Below are 17,949 nucleotides of genomic sequence, written 5' to 3'. Positions count from 1 at the left end.
AAAGTTGAAAAGTTAAAAGGTTGTCTAAACGCATTTAAAATCTTTTGAACTTTTAACTTTAATTACATTTATTTGATAATCGCTTCGTAAATTAAGCGTTGTATATCGGTTCTAATATTCTTTTTTGCTAATAAATTATCTTCTGCATTTGGGTATGTTCTATTAGATAAAAATACATAAACAATTTCTTCTTCTGGATCTGCCCAAGCATAAGTGCCTGTAAAACCAGCATGTCCAAAACTACTTAACGACACGCAACCACAGGTTGGACCTTCTTCGCCTAATTGCGGTTTATCAAAACCTATACCGCGTCTATTTCCTTTTTCACAGTAATAACAGGTATTAAATTTATCTAGTGTTTCAGGTTTAAAATAGCGTTTTCCGCCATAATAGCCTTTTTGTAAAAATAGTTGCATAATCTTAGCTACGTCATTAGCATTACTAAAAACACCTGCATGCCCGCCAATTCCATTTTGCATTGCCGCACCCATATCGTGCACATACCCATGAATTTCTTGGTACCTATAATAATCATCAATTTCTGTTGGAACAATTTTTTTACTACTTATTTTATGGTACGGATTATACATGGTGTAATTAGCGCCTAATGATTTGTAAAAATGATCTTGTGCAAGCACGTCTAACGTTCTGTCGTAATAGTTCTCAATATATTTCTTTAAAATAAAATAAGGAAAGTCACTATACCTATATTGTGTTTTTGAAAGTAGCTCGGAATTTCTAATTATTTTTTGTATAGAATCCTCATAATCAGATCTTAAAAATAGATTTTTAGCAACTTCAATATTAAACTTATCACTTTGTTCTTTACGGTAATATTTTTCACTTGGATGCTTAGTACTATCTAAAGTTTTTGCATAAAAAGGTTCCCAAGGGCGTAAACGGGCATAATGCGATAACATACTTTTTAAAGTGATGTTGGCTTTGTTTGATTTTTTATAGCTAGGAATAATTTGCGATAATTTTGTATCTAATGTAACTTCGCCTTTTTCTTCTAGCTCCATTAATAAAGGTAAGGTTGCTAATATTTTTGTTAGTGATGCTACATCATAAATATCATCAAAAGCTACTTTTTCATTACCAGTATAGGTGTGTTTTCCAAAGGTTTTATTGTAAATAACTTTACCTTTTCTAGCTACCAAAAGTTGTATACCTGGTGTCATCATACCATCAATAGCTGTTTTAGCTATGGCATCAATTTTATTTAGTTTTTCAGAATCCATACCTACACGTTCTGGAACCGTGTAACTTAATCGGTTTAATGAATTATTAAAAATACCATCGCCAACTTTAAAATGCGTGCCAACTGAAACAGGTAAAACACCTTTAGATTCTAATGCTCCAAAAATTATTTGAGCCGATTTTTGTTGAGCAATTTTACTGTTTTGATAGCTTACTACAATACTTTCTATATTTTCAATAGAAGCCAAATCGGAAAGTGCATATGGTTTTACAAAAACATCTAAAATAACGTTATGTGTTTTTGCAATTTCTGAAAGCCAATTTAATTCTGATTCCGAAAATTGATGCGCCTTCCAAGGGTTTTGGTTTGAACGATGCAAACCAACTATAATTGTATTATAATCTTGAAGGCGTGTTAGTAAATTATCTAAAGTATCCGCTTCAATTTGATGTACTTTTGTGTACTTTTTTAATTCATCTAAAAACACAGAACCAGTATCATCACCCATTTTTATATAAGCAATAGTTTGCGTTTCAAAATGGCGAAGTGGCAGCAAATCCTTATCATTTTTTACAATGGTGATGGCATTTTCCATAAGTTCTTCATACAAAATATCATCTTCCAACCTATTCAAATCGCTTTGTAAATCACTCAAGCCTATTGGCTTATAAGTATTTAAACCAACTTTGTATTTTGCTTGCAGAATTTTTTTAACCGAAAGCGCTAAACGTGCTTCAGTAATTTCACCAGTATTATAAGCTTCTATTATTTTTGAAATACCAATCGCAACGTCTTTAGACATTAGCATAACATCGTTACCTGCATTAAAAGCTGCTAAATCAATACTACCAACTTCTTTAAAATCGGCAGCGCCTTTCATATCTAAAGCATCGGTAAAAATAAGACCTTGAAAACCTAATTTTTCCTTTAAAATATCGGTTACAATATGTTTTGATAATGAAGATGGATAGCCAGATGGTTCTAAACTTGGCACTTTTAAATGTGCTACCATTACGCTTGATAAACCTTCTGTTATTAATTTTCTATATGGATATAACTCTATGGAATCAATTCTTTTTTCATTAAAACTAACGGTTGGTAGGGTTTTATGCGAATCTTGGTCGGTATCGCCATGACCAGGAAAATGTTTTGCACTTGCCAAAACACCTGCATTTTGCATACCTTTCATAAAAGCTGAAGCTTTTTCGGTAACGTTATCTCTATCTTCACCAAACGAGCGATTTCCTATAATAGGGTTTAATGGGTTGGTATTAATATCTACCACAGGAGCAAAATTAAAATGCACGCCTAAACGTTTACAATGCTCGCCAATTTGCTTTCCTGTTTGTTCAATTAGTGCATTATTTTTAATAGCACCTAGTGTCATATTCCAAGGAAATGCATACGTATTATCTAAACGCATGCTTAAACCCCATTCCGCATCCATACCAATTAGCAATGGAATTTTAGAAAGTGATTGCAATTCATTATTTAAAACGGCTTGTTTTTCTGGATTACCAAGTGAATAGATTAAACCACCAATGTGATGTGTTCTTATAAGGTCTATAATCTTATCTTTTGTGGCTTGATCTTGGTTTGACATCACTTGAACCATATATAACTGCCCTACTTTTTCTTCTAAAGTCATTGAATTATACAAACTATCAACCCACTTTTTTTGTGCTTCAATATCTTTTGAAGCTAAGGGATTTAGCGGTGTTTGAGCAAATGATACTAGTGATATATATAGAAATAAAAGTGTAAATGAAATGTGACGCATATTTGAGGATTAATTTAGTAAGCTTACTTACATCTTACTACATAAATAATCATGCCAAAATACTACTTTTAAAAATAAGTTAAAAAGACTTTAAGATAGATTTATAATAAGATTATAAACAATTTAATCCATAACAAATTTAAAACCGGCAGAAATGATATTGGCTTTTAAACCTGTATTTCGCTTGTAACTATTATACTTTAAATCGATGCTTTTTAAACCTAATTTCCAAATATGGGCTTTAGTTAAAATATCTACATATCCTACACCTATACCATATTGATTTGCGTTGAATTTTGATAAATCGTAATCGGATGTATAAAATAAGCTTGTAGAGACATGCTGTTCATAAGGCGCAAAATAATCTGCAGCCGTTTGATTATAGTAACGATAGGATGGATACAATGTGAATTTTGAAGACACTTTTAAAGGTAATTCAATTGAAGCTGTATGCGAATTAATGCCCCAATCATCCCAATAATAACGGTAATAGGTTCTTACAGTAAACATTTCATTTAGGTAATAATGCCATCTAAAACCTATTGGTAGTTTAAAGCGTTTAGTTGGTAATCGCTCAATATCATCAGCTAATTGAAATACACCATCATTTTTAGTGGTTGTATAATTTGGTATATATTGTGGGTTTCCTATATAGAAGTTATCTACATCACCAAAATACACACGTTGCATAGGGTTTGATAACCAACCATTTTGTTGCACCAAATCAAAAAATACAGAAAACTGTGAATTTTTATTTAAAATTTGCGATAGGCTAAATGATAGTGAATATGAGTTTCTAGACTTATTACTTATGAAAGGAGATTTAAAAGGTGACCAAACATCGCTATCATCATTTTTATCAATGGCTTCACCTTCTTGATTGTAAATTGGTACATTATTAAAAAATCCTGCATTTAAATTTTGATTGGCTTCATAATACGAATCCAATTCAGTTGGGTATCTAGGGTTCCATGTATCCAAATACACTTTTGTGGTAATACTTAGGGATGTATTTTTCTCATTAAATTGCTTTACGAAACCACCTCCAAAACCAAAAGAGCTATAGTCATACTCGGTAGCTACAGACACATCGGCACTAAACACTGTATTTCTGTCATCTGAACTATGGCTGTAATCAATATTTACATTGCCCCAAACATCTGAACTAGAAGCACCAGATGAAGCTGCCCAAGGCGTTGGTGATGATACATAAGCATAATTTGTATTTTGTTGCGTTCTTGTAGAAGACGCGCCAGTAACAACCGTAGTAGTTGTAGTGGCTACTTTTTTAACTCTATCAAAAGGATTTAAATTGCTAGAGGATGCTGATGTGTATGCTGAAAAACCCGCATCAACTGTTAAAACATCATCGGCATTAAGTGGTAAACTAACCACGATGGTTGGTGTAACATCAGTTAGTTTTTCGGTACCTATACCTCCAGTAACCGATGCATTATTACCTTCTTGTGAATAATAACTTGATAAAAAATCTACTTCTGCTGTTTCTAAAACACGTTTTTTATAGGTTGTTTGGTTTTCTTGAGAAAACCCAACAGCAACCCATATCATACATAATAATGCGACAATTTTATTCATAATACCAACCTAATTACAACCACAACCACCACCCGACTTGCCTCCATTAGCTCCAGAAGCACCTTCTCTGTACACTTGAAAATTAGTTTCAAAACGACTAACTTTTTTTTGCGACAAAGCCATATCAGGATCATTTAAATTTACTTTTTCGTATTCTTTAACAACAGTACATGAGGTTAAAGACAATACCAAAATCGAAGCAAAAAACATTTTTTTCATGCTAATTGGTTTGTTTTAAGTTTATATTCTTAGACGTTTTAATTTTATTATCCTTATCAACAATAATACACTCTACACCTTTAAGTTGGTTTACAAAATCTAAACCCGTTTCTACACCCATAACAAAAATAGAAGTTGCCAGTGCATCGGCTAATTCAGCATTAGCAGTAAATACGGTGGCACTTAATATGCCTGTAGCAGGATAACCTGTTCTCGGATCAATAATATGTGTATATAAAACATTATTAAATTTTACATACTTTTCATAATTACCCGATGTTACAACAGCACTGTTGTTAACGGGCATCCAAGAAAAAACGTTGTCTTTATTTAATGGGTTTACAATAGCAACAAGCCAATCTTTTCCATCGGGTTGTTTGCCCCAAGTATTTAAATCGCCTGACGCATTTATAATTCCAGAAATAGCACCTTTACTTTGTAATAATGCCTTAGCTCTATCGGCAGCATAACCTTTTCCTATAGCACCAAAACCAATTTTCATGCCTTCAAGTTTTAGGAAAACGGAATGATTTTTTTCATCTAAAATAATATTTTGATATCCTACTTTGGCTACCGAATTTTTTATAGCTTCTTCACTGGGCATTTCAGTCATACTGCCATCAAAAAACCAAACCTTATCCATGGAAGCATAGCTAATATCAAAAGCGCCATTGGTTAGTTTTGATATTTTTATACAGCGTTGAATTAGCTGAAATAATTCATCATCAACAACAACTGGTTTTATACCTGAATTTCTGTTAATTTCTGAAGTTTGTGATTTAGCATCCCATGACGAAATTAATTTTTCAATTCTGGTTATTTCAGCAACCGCCAAATCGATATATTCATTCCCTTTTGTTTCAGATTCTGCTACAACAGTTACATCAAAGCGACTACCCATTAACTTAAGCGTTCTGGTATAAATACTTTGAGAGTAAATTGTAATTGAAACTAAAAAGAATACGGAGGTTGCTAAACGTTTCAAAATTATTTGAATGATGCTAGTTTATTATAGTATTGTGTTGGCGATATTTTTTCGTAGCCTAAGCTTCCTAAAACTTTGCCATTTTTATTCAAAACAACCACATATGGAAAATAACCTTGGTTATTATAGGTTTCTGCTAGCTTTTTGTTTTGTAATTCTTGTTCTTCAGAAAGTTTGTTTGCTTTTTTTCTAGGAAAATCTGCCTTAAGCATTACAAAATGATTCTTTGCTAAATTTTGATATTCTTGCGTGCTCCAAATTTCTTTATCGAGTTTAATACATGGTGCACACCAATCGGAACCTTGAAAAACTAATACGATATTTTGATTATTTTTTGAAGCCAATTGTTTTGCTTCTTCAAAGTTAGTTTTCCAATCTTGTGCAACTGCCGAAAAAGATGTGATACAAACTAATACTACTAGGTAAACCAGTTTTGTTTTCAAATTGTCAATTTTTTTCAAGTAAATGTAAATTAAAAATCATACGCATTGTGTAACAAAAGTTACAGATTAGTGTTTACCAAAAAAACGTTTTGTATACTAAAATAGTATTTACAAAATTAATTTAGAATTAATCTACTTACTCTATCAAATCAATATGTCTGTCGTGATAACCTAATAAATACAATACACCATCAAGTCCAATACTTGAAATAGAGCTTTGAGCATTATCTTTTACTTTTGGTTTTGCATGAAATGCAATACCTAAACCTGCAAGATTAAGCATAGGTAAATCGTTTGCGCCATCACCTACTGCTATGGTTTGACTAATATCAATACCTTCTTTTTTAGCAATTTCTTTAAGATATTCGGCTTTTTTATTACCATCAACAATTTCACCAAGGTAACCACCTGTTAATACGCCATCTTTTATTTCTAACTGGTTGGCATACACATAATCCATACCTAATTCTTTTTGTAAATAGTGACCAAAATAGGTAAATCCACCTGATAGAATAGCTGTTTTAAAACCGTAACTTTTTAAGGTATCAATAAGTCTTCTTGCACCTTTAGTTATTGGTAAATTAATAGCCACATCATGAAGAACATCTTCACTTAACCCTTTTAGGAGTTTCATACGGCGAATAAAGCTTTCGTTGAAATCTATTTCACCTTGCATAGCAGATTCGGTTATGGCTTTTACTTCATCACCAACACCGGCTAATTCTGCTAGTTTATCAATAACTTCTGCTTGAATAAGGGTTGAATCCATATCGAAACACACCAAACGGCGGTTTCTTCTATAGATATTATCTTCTTGAAATGCAATATCAACATCCAAATCTCTTGAAATTTGCATGAATTTTGACGTAAACTCGCGTTTATCATCTATATGTCCTCTAATAGACAATTGTATACACGCTCTTGGATATTCATCTTTTTTAAGAAGCGATGTACGTCCTGTAAGTCGTTTTATAGAGTCAATATTTAAGTTCTTTTCAGAAATTATTTTGGTAACTTCTGAAATTTGTTGCGCTGTTAATTTTTCGCCTAAAATGGTTACGATGTAACGGTCTTTTCCTTGAAGGTTTACCCATTTTTCATAATTTTCAAGTGAAATAGGCGTAAATTTTGCTTTAATACCAAGTTCGTAAGATTTGAAAAGTAAATCTTTTAATACGGCTGCCGATTTTGAACCTGCATGAATTTCAAATAAAATTCCTAGAGATAACGTGTCGTGAATGTTTGCTTGCCCTATATCTAAAACTTTTGCGTTGTATTCTGCTAAAACACTTGTTAAACTTGAGGTTAAACCTGGTTTATCTTGACCTGATATATTTAATAGGAAAATTTCCTTAGCCATAATATACTATTTAAGCTGTAAAATTGATGATTGTATTTGAAATATGAAAACTTATTTGATAAATCGACTGTGCCAGCTTTCACTTGCTGGTACTTCCCAATTTTCACTAAACTCGGCAACACTAGTTACCAAATTATTGAAAACAATGGTATTTTTTGAAACGGCTTTGTCTTTTGCCATTTGTTTAAAATCGGTAAGTGTTTTGTAGGCTATAAAATCGCCTTGTTTATAGGATACATTCATTTTATCCATTAAATCAACATTATAATCAGTTTCTAACTGCTGAATAAAACGAACAGATGCATCGATGGAACATCCTGTAGCTTTGTTTAAATTCTGATTTAAACCAATAACTATAAAGCGTTTATATTTAATGAGATAACCCGATTGCAAATCACTTCCATGTGCTGTCCAATTATCAATAAACACATCTAATTTTGATTGTATTTCTGCTATTTCTTCTTCTGAAAAAGAACGATTAGCTTGATAAATCCAAACACGTGATTCTTCTGGTAATGTATTAAAATCTACTAACATTTTTATAAAACTGAAATTTTCTTAATGATTTTAAAATTACGATATTCTTTTATTTTTGGATCGAACATTTCATACTCGTAACAAGTAATTTTAACTTTCATTTTTTTTAACTTATTAAGGTCGTACAATAAATGATCGCCTTCAAAATATTCAAGCCAAAGTATTTTTTGCATTCTGTTATCAGTATCTTTTAATTCAATTGTATTGAATAAAGATTCTTGAATGTTTGTTACTTGCCCAACTATAATGATATCGTCTTTACCTTCTTCAAATTCACTTGCAGTATATGTTCCAACTACTTTCATCATAAAATCTGAGCAAACGCCCATCATTTTAATAGCAACTTCAGCTCCTAATGCTTCTAAAGATTGTTCATCGGTTAAAGAAACTGTGAAATATTTGTCTGCTTCCTTTTTATGTTTGCTATAACTTTCTAAAATGCACAAGCCAAACTCCATTTCAAGTTGAGAGTGTTGTACAGTTTCAAAATCTATTGATTTCTTGTTAATACATTCACAAGCTTCATTAGCAATCGTATCTAACAATACCTCTTTTGAATCAATATCTTGTGCAAATAACGCATTACTAAAAATTATAAAACTTGCAACTAAGTAGGTTAATTTTTTCATAGTTATAAATCTTGAGCATTTGCAATTAATTCTGCTATATCCATAATTGCTACATCTGCTTCTTTTTCTTTTGCTTTTACACCATCAGTCATCATGGTATTACAAAACGGACAACCAGCTGCAATAATATCTGGTTTTATTTCTAATGCTTGTTCAGTACGTTCAATATTTACTTCTTTATTACCTTTTTCTGCATCTTTAAACATTTGAGCACCTCCAGCACCACAACATAAACCTGTACGTTTGCAATTTTTCATTTCAACCAGTTCTGCTTCTAACTTTTGAATTAAATCGCGTGGTGCTTCGTATACATTATTGGCGCGACCTAAATAACATGGATCGTGAAATGTGATGCGCTTGCCTTTAAATTGACCACCTTCTACAATTAAGCGTCCTTCATCTAAAAGTGTTTTTAAAAACTGTGTATGGTGCATAACTTCATAATTCCCACCAAGTTCTGGATATTCATTTTTTATGGTGTTAAAACAATGTGGGCATGCTGTAACTATTTTTTTTACTTCGTAAGCGTTTAAAACTTCTATGTTTGTAACAGCTTGCATTTGAAACAGAAATTCGTTTCCAGCACGTTTTGCAGGATCGCCAGTACAACTTTCTTCGGTTCCTAGAACCGCAAATTCTACCTTGGCTTTGTTTAATAATTTCACAAACGCTTTGGTTATTTTTTTTGCTCTATCATCAAAACTGCCAGCACAACCAACCCAAAATAATACTTCAGGTTGTTTTCCTTCTGCCATAAATTCTGCCATGGTAGGCACTTTTAGTAATTCGCTCATTATATTGCGTTTATTCGTTTTTCCAGTTTAATCTGTCCATTTGATTGTATGGCCATGGCGCACCGTTATTCTCTATATTTGTCATCATAGTATTTAATTCGGTTGGAGCTGCACTTTGTTCCATAACCAAATAACGTCGCATTTCTAATATAATAGAGAGTGGATCTATACTTACCGGACATGCTTCAACACAAGCATTACATGATGTACAAGCCCAAAGTTCTTCTCTAGTGATGTAATTATCAAGCAGTTGTTTGCCATCTTCTTTAAACTCACCTTTATTCAAATCAATATTTTTACCAACTTCCTCCAAACGGTCGCGAGTATCCATCATAATTTTTCGTGGTGACAATTTCTTACCTGTTTGGTTTGCAGGACATTCGCTAGTACATCGTCCACATTCTGTACAGGTATATGCATTTAGTAATTGTACCCAGTTTAAATCTTGCACATCGCTAGCACCAAATTTTGCTGGCATATCGCCTTCTGAACCTTCGGCTGGTGCAGCAAATGGATCTACATTTGGATCCATCATCATTTTTACTTCTTTAGTAACAGCTTCAAGATTGTTAAACTGACCTTTAGGTGTTAATTTTCCGTAAAACGTATTTGGAAATGCTAATAAAATATGAAGGTGTTTTGAGAAATATAGATAATTTAGGAATACTAAAATACCTATTATGTGTATCCACCAAGCCGTTCTTTCAATGGTATGAAGTGTGCTTTCTGATAAACTGCTAAACCAAGGCGTTAGATATTGACTAATTATGTTACCAGAATTTAATGATTGGAAATGTACATCTGTAGCATTCATTACCAAAAACAATGTCATTAAAATCATTTCAAAATATAAAATGAAATTACCATCGTTTTTTGGCCAACTTGTCATTTCACTTTTCCAGAAACGTGCAATTTTAATTATGTTTCTTCGTATCCAAAAAACGATAACTGCTACTAATACTAAAATAGCTAATACCTCAAAAGTACCAATTAGAAATCCGTAAATTGAGGTTGGTAACACGTTTAAACCTATACGATGTGTTCCAAAAATACCGTCTATAATAATTTCTAAAACTTCAATATTGATGATGATGAAACCAATATATACTATAATATGCAATAAACCTGAAACTGGACGACGTACCATTTTACTTTGCCCTAAAGCGAGCATGGTCATGTTTTTCCAACGTTGTGGTTTGTTATCGGTTATGTTTAATGCACGACCTAACTTAATATTACGGATTAGCTTTTTTATGTTTTTAGCAAAAAAACCAATACCAATACAAAGTATGATTGTAAAAAGTATATTTGGTAAATACGCCATGTAGTTTTAGTTGGTTTTTGGTTCGGTGTATGGAATTTCTTTTTTTGATAATACTCTAAAATAACGTTTTGGGTGTAGTTTAATATCTAATAGTAACGATTCCATTTCTTTGGTTGCGCCTTCTATATTATTATACAAACCTTCGTCTTTTAGTAATTTACCTATAGTACCATCACCTTTATCTATAGATGTTAATATAACGTTTAATTTAGCTAATGTAGCGTTTAAAGTTTCAACGGTTGTGCCTATGTTGGCTGTTTTTAAATCGGTTGTAAGCACAGCTAAATCTGCACTTATGGTTTTAAATTTTTCAAGAATAGCTGTAATGTTTTTATCATTTTTTGATAAGGTTTCATTAACCGTATTCGAGGTATTTCTAAACGATTTTAAAGTGTAATTTAATTCTTCAATGGTATGTTTTAAACCAGCATCCGAATTATCATTCACTAATTTATTAATGCTATACATTAACGTATCTGTAGATTTTAACGCTGAATCTAAATTATCTGTAACTCCAGAAAAGTTTTTTGAAAGATTTGTAACTAAACCAAATTCTACTTCCGACTGCAATACATCGCCTGGTTTTGCTTGCTCGCCTTCATTACTTATAAGTAAGGTTAAACCATTACCACTCATAAAACCAACTTCGTACATTTTTACAATGCTGTTTTTTGAGAACTTCAATTTTTCGCTTACTGTAAATGCGACTCTTGTTTTGCCTGTATCGTAATTATATGATATATCTTCAATTTTACCTACGGAATTACCCATAACGGTAACAGGTGAAGATTTGCTTAACGCATTATAATCAAATTCTGTGTAAAAAACATCTGTAGGTTCAAATAAGTTTCTTCCTTTTAGGTAATTAAATCCAAAAATAAAAAGGGCAATACCCAATAATACTAATATGCCTGTTTTAACTTCTTTTGATAGTTTCAAAGTAGATAGAGTAAATGTTATAAATACAAATTTAAAATAAATTTAAAAAGAACCTGCTTAATTTGTAGTTGTTTTTAAAGCATCGGTTAAGCTTATTTTTTTACCATCTTTAAAAGCCACAATAAAACATGATTTATAACCTTTTTTTATTGCTTCTTCTTCTAGAAGTTTTATAGTGTTATAATTTGATGTATTTCCGTAAAAATATTTAAACAATCCGCCTTCTTTTTCTCGAGTAATATTATTTAAACCTTTAAAATTGGTTGGTTTTGTTTCAATAGATTTTGAAGTTGCTGCTATTTGAACTTTGTAAGCTATGGATGTATCTATAGTTTTATTAACCTCTGTTACTTTAGGAATTTCGGCTACTTGAACCTCTTTTACTTGAGGCGTTACCACATGAGGTTCAAAGTCAAAACCACCTACATTACCATCTAAATTGTGTTTATATTCTAGTATTGCGCTTGTTATGTTATTAGCCATGTCCTTTTGCCCTTGAGCAGAATTTAAATATGCACCTTCTTCTTTGTTTGTTAAAAACCCAACTTCAACCAATACACTTGGCATCACTGTTTGGTGTAGCACGATAAAACCTGCTTGTTTTACACCTCTATTGGTTCTTTTTAATTTGGTTGTGAATCTGTTTTGAATATAACTTGCTAACATGATACTTTGATCTAAATATTCTTCTTGAACTACCAAAATACTCATAACAGATTCAGGAGAATTAGGATCGAAATTACCATATTTGGATTTATAATCGTCTTCTAAAAAAATAACCGAGTTTTCTTTTTTAGCTACTTCAAAGTTTGTTTGATTTCTATGCGTTCCTAAAACAAAGGTTTCAGTGCCATGTGCATCCGATTTGTGAGCATTACAATGCACCGATACAAATAAATTAGCTTTGGCTTTATTGGCAATTTGGCCTCTTTCAAATAAATCTACAAAAACATCCGTTTGTCTTGTGTAAACAACTTTTATGTTAGGGTTTTTTTCTAATTGTTTACCAATATCTAAAACAATATTTAATGAAATTTCACTCTCTTTATACCCATTTCCTTTATTACCATGATCATGTCCACCATGGCCAGCATCTAAAACAACCACAAATTTCTCTATAGGTTTGGTATCATTAACTGAGCGAAATGAAGAAAAAGTTAATACTTTTATAAATAATACGAAAAGTAATACTTTGTACGTTTTCATAGGATAATTTTATGGTTTTAAATCGGTTTTACACTTAACATTACAATAATTATTATGCTTAATAACTATAGTTTCTTTTACATTTTAACGATTAATAAACTTGGTTTATTACTTAAAAAAGATGCCACCTAGTTTAATTTAAAATTTAATTGAATAATAAATTTTATCACAGAAAAATATATGTAATTTTGGCTTTTCAAAAATCGAGCCATACTTTTACAAAAATACATTTAAAAGCGTTGCACACAAACAACTTTAAAATACTTTTTGCACTAAGTTTTACAATGTTTATTAACATGTTAAGCTATGCACAAGACATCCCAAAGGGTGGAATTCCTTTAGACCGAACTGTTAAAGACAGTATTCATATTTCTATTGATAGCTTAGGTATTGCTAAAGCTTCAGAAAAAGCAAAAGATTCTACCTTAAAAGATTCAATAAAACCTAAAAAAGGACTTTTGGAGCATATTGTAAAATATCATGCTACCGATTATACACGATTCAACCAAAAAGAGCATAAATTACATTTATATAATGAAGCAACTATAGATTATGGCGACATGAATATTGCTGCTGGAAGCATTACTATAGATTACACAAAAAACACTGTTTATGCTAGAGGCATTAAAGATACTTTGGGTGGCTACACACAAAAACCAGTTTTTACACAAGGTGCTAATGTGGTAGAACCGGACTCAATTATTTTTAATACTAAAACAAAAAAAGCATTAATTTTTAATTCTAAAACCGAACAAGGTGATGGGAAAATAATAGCTTCCATTACCAAAAAAGAAAATGATTCGGTTTATTTTTTAAAGAATGCAAAATATACGACCTCTGAAAATGAAGATGATCCTGAATATTATATTAGGCTTTTAAAAGCTAAAATTGTACCAGGCAAGAAAATAGTAACTGGTGCTGCAGGTTTATATATTTATGACATTCCAACGCCTGTTTGGTTGCCTTTTAGTTTCTTTCCACAATCTGAAAAACAAACATCTGGTATTATTATCCCAAGTTTTGGCGAACAAAACGACCGTGGTTACTTTTTACAAAATGGTGGTTATTATTTAGCCATAAGCGATTATGTAGATTTAGCCATTTTAGGTGATTATTACACTAATGGTAGTTATGGAACCCGACTAGAAAGTACATACGCAAAGCGCTACAAGTTTAGAGGTAATTTGGCTTTTAGATATGAAAACTTAATAAGTAGTGAACGTGGATTTCCAGATTATTCAAAATCTACTATTTACAACTTACGATGGTCGCATAGTCAAGACGGAAAATCGAATCCAAATTCGCGTTTTTCAGCTTCAGTGAATTTAGGTAGTAGTACGTTTTTTAGAAACTCACTCAACCAAGTTAATTTTGGAAATAGGCTTAATAATACACTTTCATCTTCAGTTTCCTATTCAAAAACATTTCAAGGTGAACCACAAGCCAACATAAGTTTAACAGCATCACATTCACAAAACACGCAAACGCAACAAATAAACATGACGCTTCCTACCTTTCAAGGAAGTTTAAGCAGAATATATCCGTTTGCTTCAAAAACTGGCACAAAAAAAGGCATAATACAGAATATAAATTTGCAATATAACATTCGAGGTGAAAACCGAATTCAAACAACCGATTCATTATTCTTCAAAAAAGAAATGTTTGATGATGCTAAAGCTGGTTTTCAACACAGCATACCACTAACTACCAACTTTAAATTGTTCAAATATTTTAGTTTAAGTGCTAGCAGTAATTTTAATGAAGTATGGACGTTTAATACTATAAACAAGACTTATGATGCCGTAACTAAAACATCAACTATAGAAGATGTAAAAGGTTTTGATGCTTTTAGAACTTATAACTTTAGCACCAGTTTAGGAACCACCATTTATGGTATGTTTAATTTTGAAAAAGACGGAAAAGACACTAAAATAAAAGCTATAAGGCACATTGTTCGTCCATCTATTAGCTATAATATTAATCCTGCTTTTGATAAATATTATGAAAGTGCTGAAGTGGTAAATGCTGATGGTTTAACAGCTGCCGAATTAAACCTTTTACAAAACAGTTCTACATTACAGTACACAAGGTTTGAACAAGGTATTTTTGGAACACCTGGTCAAAATTTTTCAAGCTCAATGGGTATTTCAGTTTCTAACAATTTAGAAGCAAAAGTACGCGATAGAGATAGTACTGCTACCGAGCCCAAAAAAATCATCCTTTTAAACAACCTAAACTTTTCAACATCATATAATTTTGCTGGCGATTCACTACAATGGAGTCCTGTAAGAGTAAGCGGTGGTACACAAATTTTTAATAATAAAATGAGCATCAACTTTGGTGCTACTTTAGACCCTTATGCTTTAGACAATAACAATACCAGAATTAATAAATTTAATATTGATAATGGCGGCAGTCTTTTTAGGTTAACAAGTGCCAATTTAACTGCAAGTTGGTCACTATCTAGCAGTAAAGGTGATAAAAAAGAAGATAATAGTAGGGCTATACAAGAAAATATACAAGGTGGCGGACGTGATGATGATTTATTCGGAATTTCACAAGATTTTTCAAGTCAGCAAATTGATGAAAAGAAAAACGATGAAGAAGAAGAACCAAGTGAATATTACCACTATAAAATTCCGTGGAATTTGCGTGTTGCTTACGCCGTAAATTATTCAAATGATAGGCGAAATAGTGAAATATCGTCGCATTCCTTAATGTTTTCGGGCGATATTAAACTTTCTGAAAAATGGTCTATCGGTGCATCATCTGGTTACGATTTAAAAAATGCTGGTTTTACATCAACCCAATTACGTTTTGAGCGCGATTTAATGAGCTGGCGTATGAATTTTAGTTGGGTACCATTTGGTACTTACACCTCGTGGAATTTCTTTATTGGTATCAAATCTAACATTTTAAAAGATTTAAAATATGAAAAAAGAAATCAAGCAGACTTACAGCTTTAGTTTATTATTTATTAAAAATTTAATACAACTCCGTTATGAAAAAAATTATCAATACACCAAATGCGCCTGCTCCTATTGGTCCATATAATCAAGCTATTTTAAGCGGTAACACGTTGTACACCTCAGGACAAATTGCTATTAATCCTGCAACTAGCGAACTTGTTTTAACCAATATTAAAACCGAAACAAAACAGGTAATGCAAAATTTAAAAGCTGTTTTAGAAGCTGCAAATATGACTTTTGATGACGTAATAAAATCATCAATTTTTATAAGTAATATGGATGATTTTGCTCAAATAAACGAGGTTTATGGAAGTTATTTTGACGAGGCAAATGCACCTGCACGCGAAACGGTTCAAGTAGCACGTTTACCAAAAAATGTGAATGTTGAAATTAGTATGATTGCAGTAAAATAACTTGGTACAATCTAATTAATCAAGTTTTATTTCTTGCTTAGCATATTTTGCTAAAAGTTCCTTTAATTTAACAACTTCTATAGGTTTTGCTAAAAAATCATCGATACCTGCTAGTTTAGCGTTGGCAATATCATCTTCAAAAGCACTGGCTGAAACTGCAATGATAGGTGTTTTACTTTCAGAATATTTTTCTGTGGCTTTTATGGCTTTTGTGGCTTGGTATCCATCCATATCTGGCATGTAAATATCCATAAACACCATATCAAAATCTAAAATTTTATATAATTCTACTGCTTCCAAACCATTTTTAACAAAGGTACAATCGGCACCTTGTTGTTCTAATAAAAACTTTATAACCTTTTGGTTCATTCTATTATCTTCAGCAACCAATACACTAAATTTATCAGAAAACATAGGTTTTTGTACTTCGGCTTCTGCCGTAATATTTAGTGTTTTTTTAAGTTGTAAGCTAAAATAGAACGTTGAACCTTCATTTTCCTTACTTTCTAATTTCAATTCTCCACCCATTAATTGTACAAGTTTATGAGAAATTGAAAGTCCAATACCACCACCTCTATAATCTTTTGATGCAGATGTACTAAATGTTTTAGAATCGTAAAAAATTTGTTTAATAGCTTCAATGCTCAAACCAATACCAGTATCTTTTATATAAAATGATACAATTTGATCATCATCAATACCTATCGTTTGGTCTACAATTATAGATATCTTACCTGTGTTGGTAAACTTAATAGCATTATTAATAAGATTAATTAAAACTTGTTGAATGCGAACGGTATCACCTAAAAGTGAAAATTTGCGTTTTTCATCAATTAAAAATTTATAATCAAAATGCAAGCCTTTTTCCCAAGCTTGATATTCAAATACTTTAAAAAGTTGTGATAAATCGGCTTCTAAATTTAATGCCAATAAATTAAGCTTAACGTCATCATTATCAATATCCGCATTGTTTGTAACCATATCCACCAATTGCAACAGGTGTTTTGAAGAGTATTCGGCTATCTCAACTTGGGCTTTTTGGTCGATATCTAAATTGGTTTGTTTTAAAATGTTTAACATGCCCAAAACAGTACTTAGTGGCGTACGAATTTCGTAATTCATATTTGCTAGATAAATAGATTTGTGGTCGGCTAATGTATTGGCAGCTTCAAGGCTTTGTTTTAACTCGTCTATTCTAAGGTATAAATTTGATATTCTTAAATCATTTTTTAACTGATTCTTAAAAAAATATTGAAGTATTAAAATTTGAGAAATTATAATTCCGAATAAAATTATAATCAAAATAGTGTTGCTTATTATTTGCTCAAGAAAAAAATAAGCTAATATTAAGACTATTGTTATAGAAACAAAAATAATGATTGAAAGTATTTTTTTTGTTTTTATAGATTTTACTAGCTGTAATGGGGATTTCATTTATTTTACGCACGTTTTAACAAACATATCTATAATTATACGAATTAACAAAAGTATTAGTTGTAATTAACTGCTATATTTTTATTTTGTTTTTTTAATTTTATAACTTTAGATAAAATA

At 31.5% G+C, this 17,949-nt stretch carries 15 protein-coding genes; 2 read left to right on the top strand and 13 right to left on the bottom strand.

What is annotated here, in order from left to right:
- Positions 1-68: 68 nt before the first annotated feature.
- From ACFQ1R_RS00305 to ACFQ1R_RS00250, 12 genes are all read right to left on the bottom strand, one after another.
- Positions 69-2,981, bottom strand: coding sequence for a glycoside hydrolase family 3 N-terminal domain-containing protein (locus ACFQ1R_RS00305; protein WP_379924077.1), 2,913 nt, complete (start codon positions 2,979-2,981; stop codon positions 69-71).
- Positions 2,982-3,104: 123 nt separating this feature from the next.
- Positions 3,105-4,577 carry a DUF3570 domain-containing protein gene (locus ACFQ1R_RS00300; RefSeq protein ID WP_379924076.1) on the bottom strand — a complete coding sequence of 491 codons (1,473 nt, stop codon included), beginning with the start codon at positions 4,575-4,577 and terminating at the stop codon, positions 3,105-3,107.
- Between the two features lie 9 nt (positions 4,578-4,586).
- A complete protein-coding gene (locus tag ACFQ1R_RS00295) occupies positions 4,587-4,796 on the bottom strand; it encodes a DUF4266 domain-containing protein (RefSeq protein WP_379924075.1) in 210 nt (69 codons plus the stop codon).
- 1 nt (position 4,797) lies between these two features.
- Positions 4,798-5,781, bottom strand: a complete 984-nt coding sequence (locus ACFQ1R_RS00290; RefSeq protein ID WP_379924074.1) for an FAD:protein FMN transferase — start codon at positions 5,779-5,781, stop codon at positions 4,798-4,800.
- A 2-nt stretch (positions 5,782-5,783) separates the two neighbouring features.
- Positions 5,784-6,224, bottom strand: a complete 441-nt coding sequence (locus ACFQ1R_RS00285) for a thioredoxin family protein (RefSeq protein WP_379924073.1) — start codon at positions 6,222-6,224, stop codon at positions 5,784-5,786.
- Positions 6,225-6,360: 136 nt separating this feature from the next.
- A complete protein-coding gene (gene serB / locus ACFQ1R_RS00280) occupies positions 6,361-7,584 on the bottom strand; it encodes a phosphoserine phosphatase SerB (protein WP_379924072.1) in 1,224 nt (407 codons plus the stop codon).
- 51 nt (positions 7,585-7,635) lie between these two features.
- The gene (locus ACFQ1R_RS00275; RefSeq protein WP_379924071.1) at positions 7,636-8,121 is read right to left on the bottom strand and encodes an ABC transporter ATPase; all 486 of its coding nucleotides are present in this window, start codon (positions 8,119-8,121) and stop codon (positions 7,636-7,638) included.
- A gap of 2 nt (positions 8,122-8,123) precedes the next feature.
- Positions 8,124-8,750 carry a hypothetical protein gene (locus ACFQ1R_RS00270; protein ID WP_379924069.1) on the bottom strand — a complete coding sequence of 209 codons (627 nt, stop codon included), beginning with the start codon at positions 8,748-8,750 and terminating at the stop codon, positions 8,124-8,126.
- A 2-nt stretch (positions 8,751-8,752) separates the two neighbouring features.
- The gene (locus ACFQ1R_RS00265; protein WP_379924068.1) at positions 8,753-9,544 is read right to left on the bottom strand and encodes a (Fe-S)-binding protein; all 792 of its coding nucleotides are present in this window, start codon (positions 9,542-9,544) and stop codon (positions 8,753-8,755) included.
- Between the two features lie 10 nt (positions 9,545-9,554).
- The gene (locus tag ACFQ1R_RS00260; RefSeq protein ID WP_379924067.1) at positions 9,555-10,868 is read right to left on the bottom strand and encodes a 4Fe-4S dicluster domain-containing protein; all 1,314 of its coding nucleotides are present in this window, start codon (positions 10,866-10,868) and stop codon (positions 9,555-9,557) included.
- A 6-nt stretch (positions 10,869-10,874) separates the two neighbouring features.
- The gene (locus ACFQ1R_RS00255) at positions 10,875-11,807 is read right to left on the bottom strand and encodes an MlaD family protein (protein WP_379924066.1); all 933 of its coding nucleotides are present in this window, start codon (positions 11,805-11,807) and stop codon (positions 10,875-10,877) included.
- Positions 11,808-11,864: 57 nt separating this feature from the next.
- On the bottom strand, positions 11,865-13,013 hold the full coding sequence (locus ACFQ1R_RS00250) for an N-acetylmuramoyl-L-alanine amidase family protein (RefSeq protein WP_379924064.1): 1,149 nt from the start codon (positions 13,011-13,013) through the stop codon (positions 11,865-11,867).
- A gap of 188 nt (positions 13,014-13,201) precedes the next feature.
- On the opposite strand from ACFQ1R_RS00250, the gene ACFQ1R_RS00245 reads away from it, so the two are divergent.
- Positions 13,202-15,979, top strand: coding sequence for a putative LPS assembly protein LptD (locus ACFQ1R_RS00245; RefSeq protein WP_379926288.1), 2,778 nt, complete (start codon positions 13,202-13,204; stop codon positions 15,977-15,979).
- Positions 15,980-16,014: 35 nt separating this feature from the next.
- Positions 16,015-16,395, top strand: a complete 381-nt coding sequence (locus tag ACFQ1R_RS00240) for a RidA family protein (protein ID WP_379924063.1) — start codon at positions 16,015-16,017, stop codon at positions 16,393-16,395.
- 15 nt (positions 16,396-16,410) lie between these two features.
- On the opposite strand, the gene ACFQ1R_RS00235 is transcribed toward ACFQ1R_RS00240, so the two are convergent.
- The gene (locus tag ACFQ1R_RS00235; RefSeq protein ID WP_379924062.1) at positions 16,411-17,829 is read right to left on the bottom strand and encodes an ATP-binding protein; all 1,419 of its coding nucleotides are present in this window, start codon (positions 17,827-17,829) and stop codon (positions 16,411-16,413) included.
- Positions 17,830-17,949: the final 120 nt, after the last annotated feature.

This window comes from Mariniflexile jejuense, from assembly GCF_042675665.1.
GTDB lineage: Bacteria > Bacteroidota > Bacteroidia > Flavobacteriales > Flavobacteriaceae > Mariniflexile > Mariniflexile jejuense.
The sequence above is the reverse complement of the archived record's forward strand: the minus strand, read 5'-3'. Positions and strand labels throughout refer to the sequence as shown.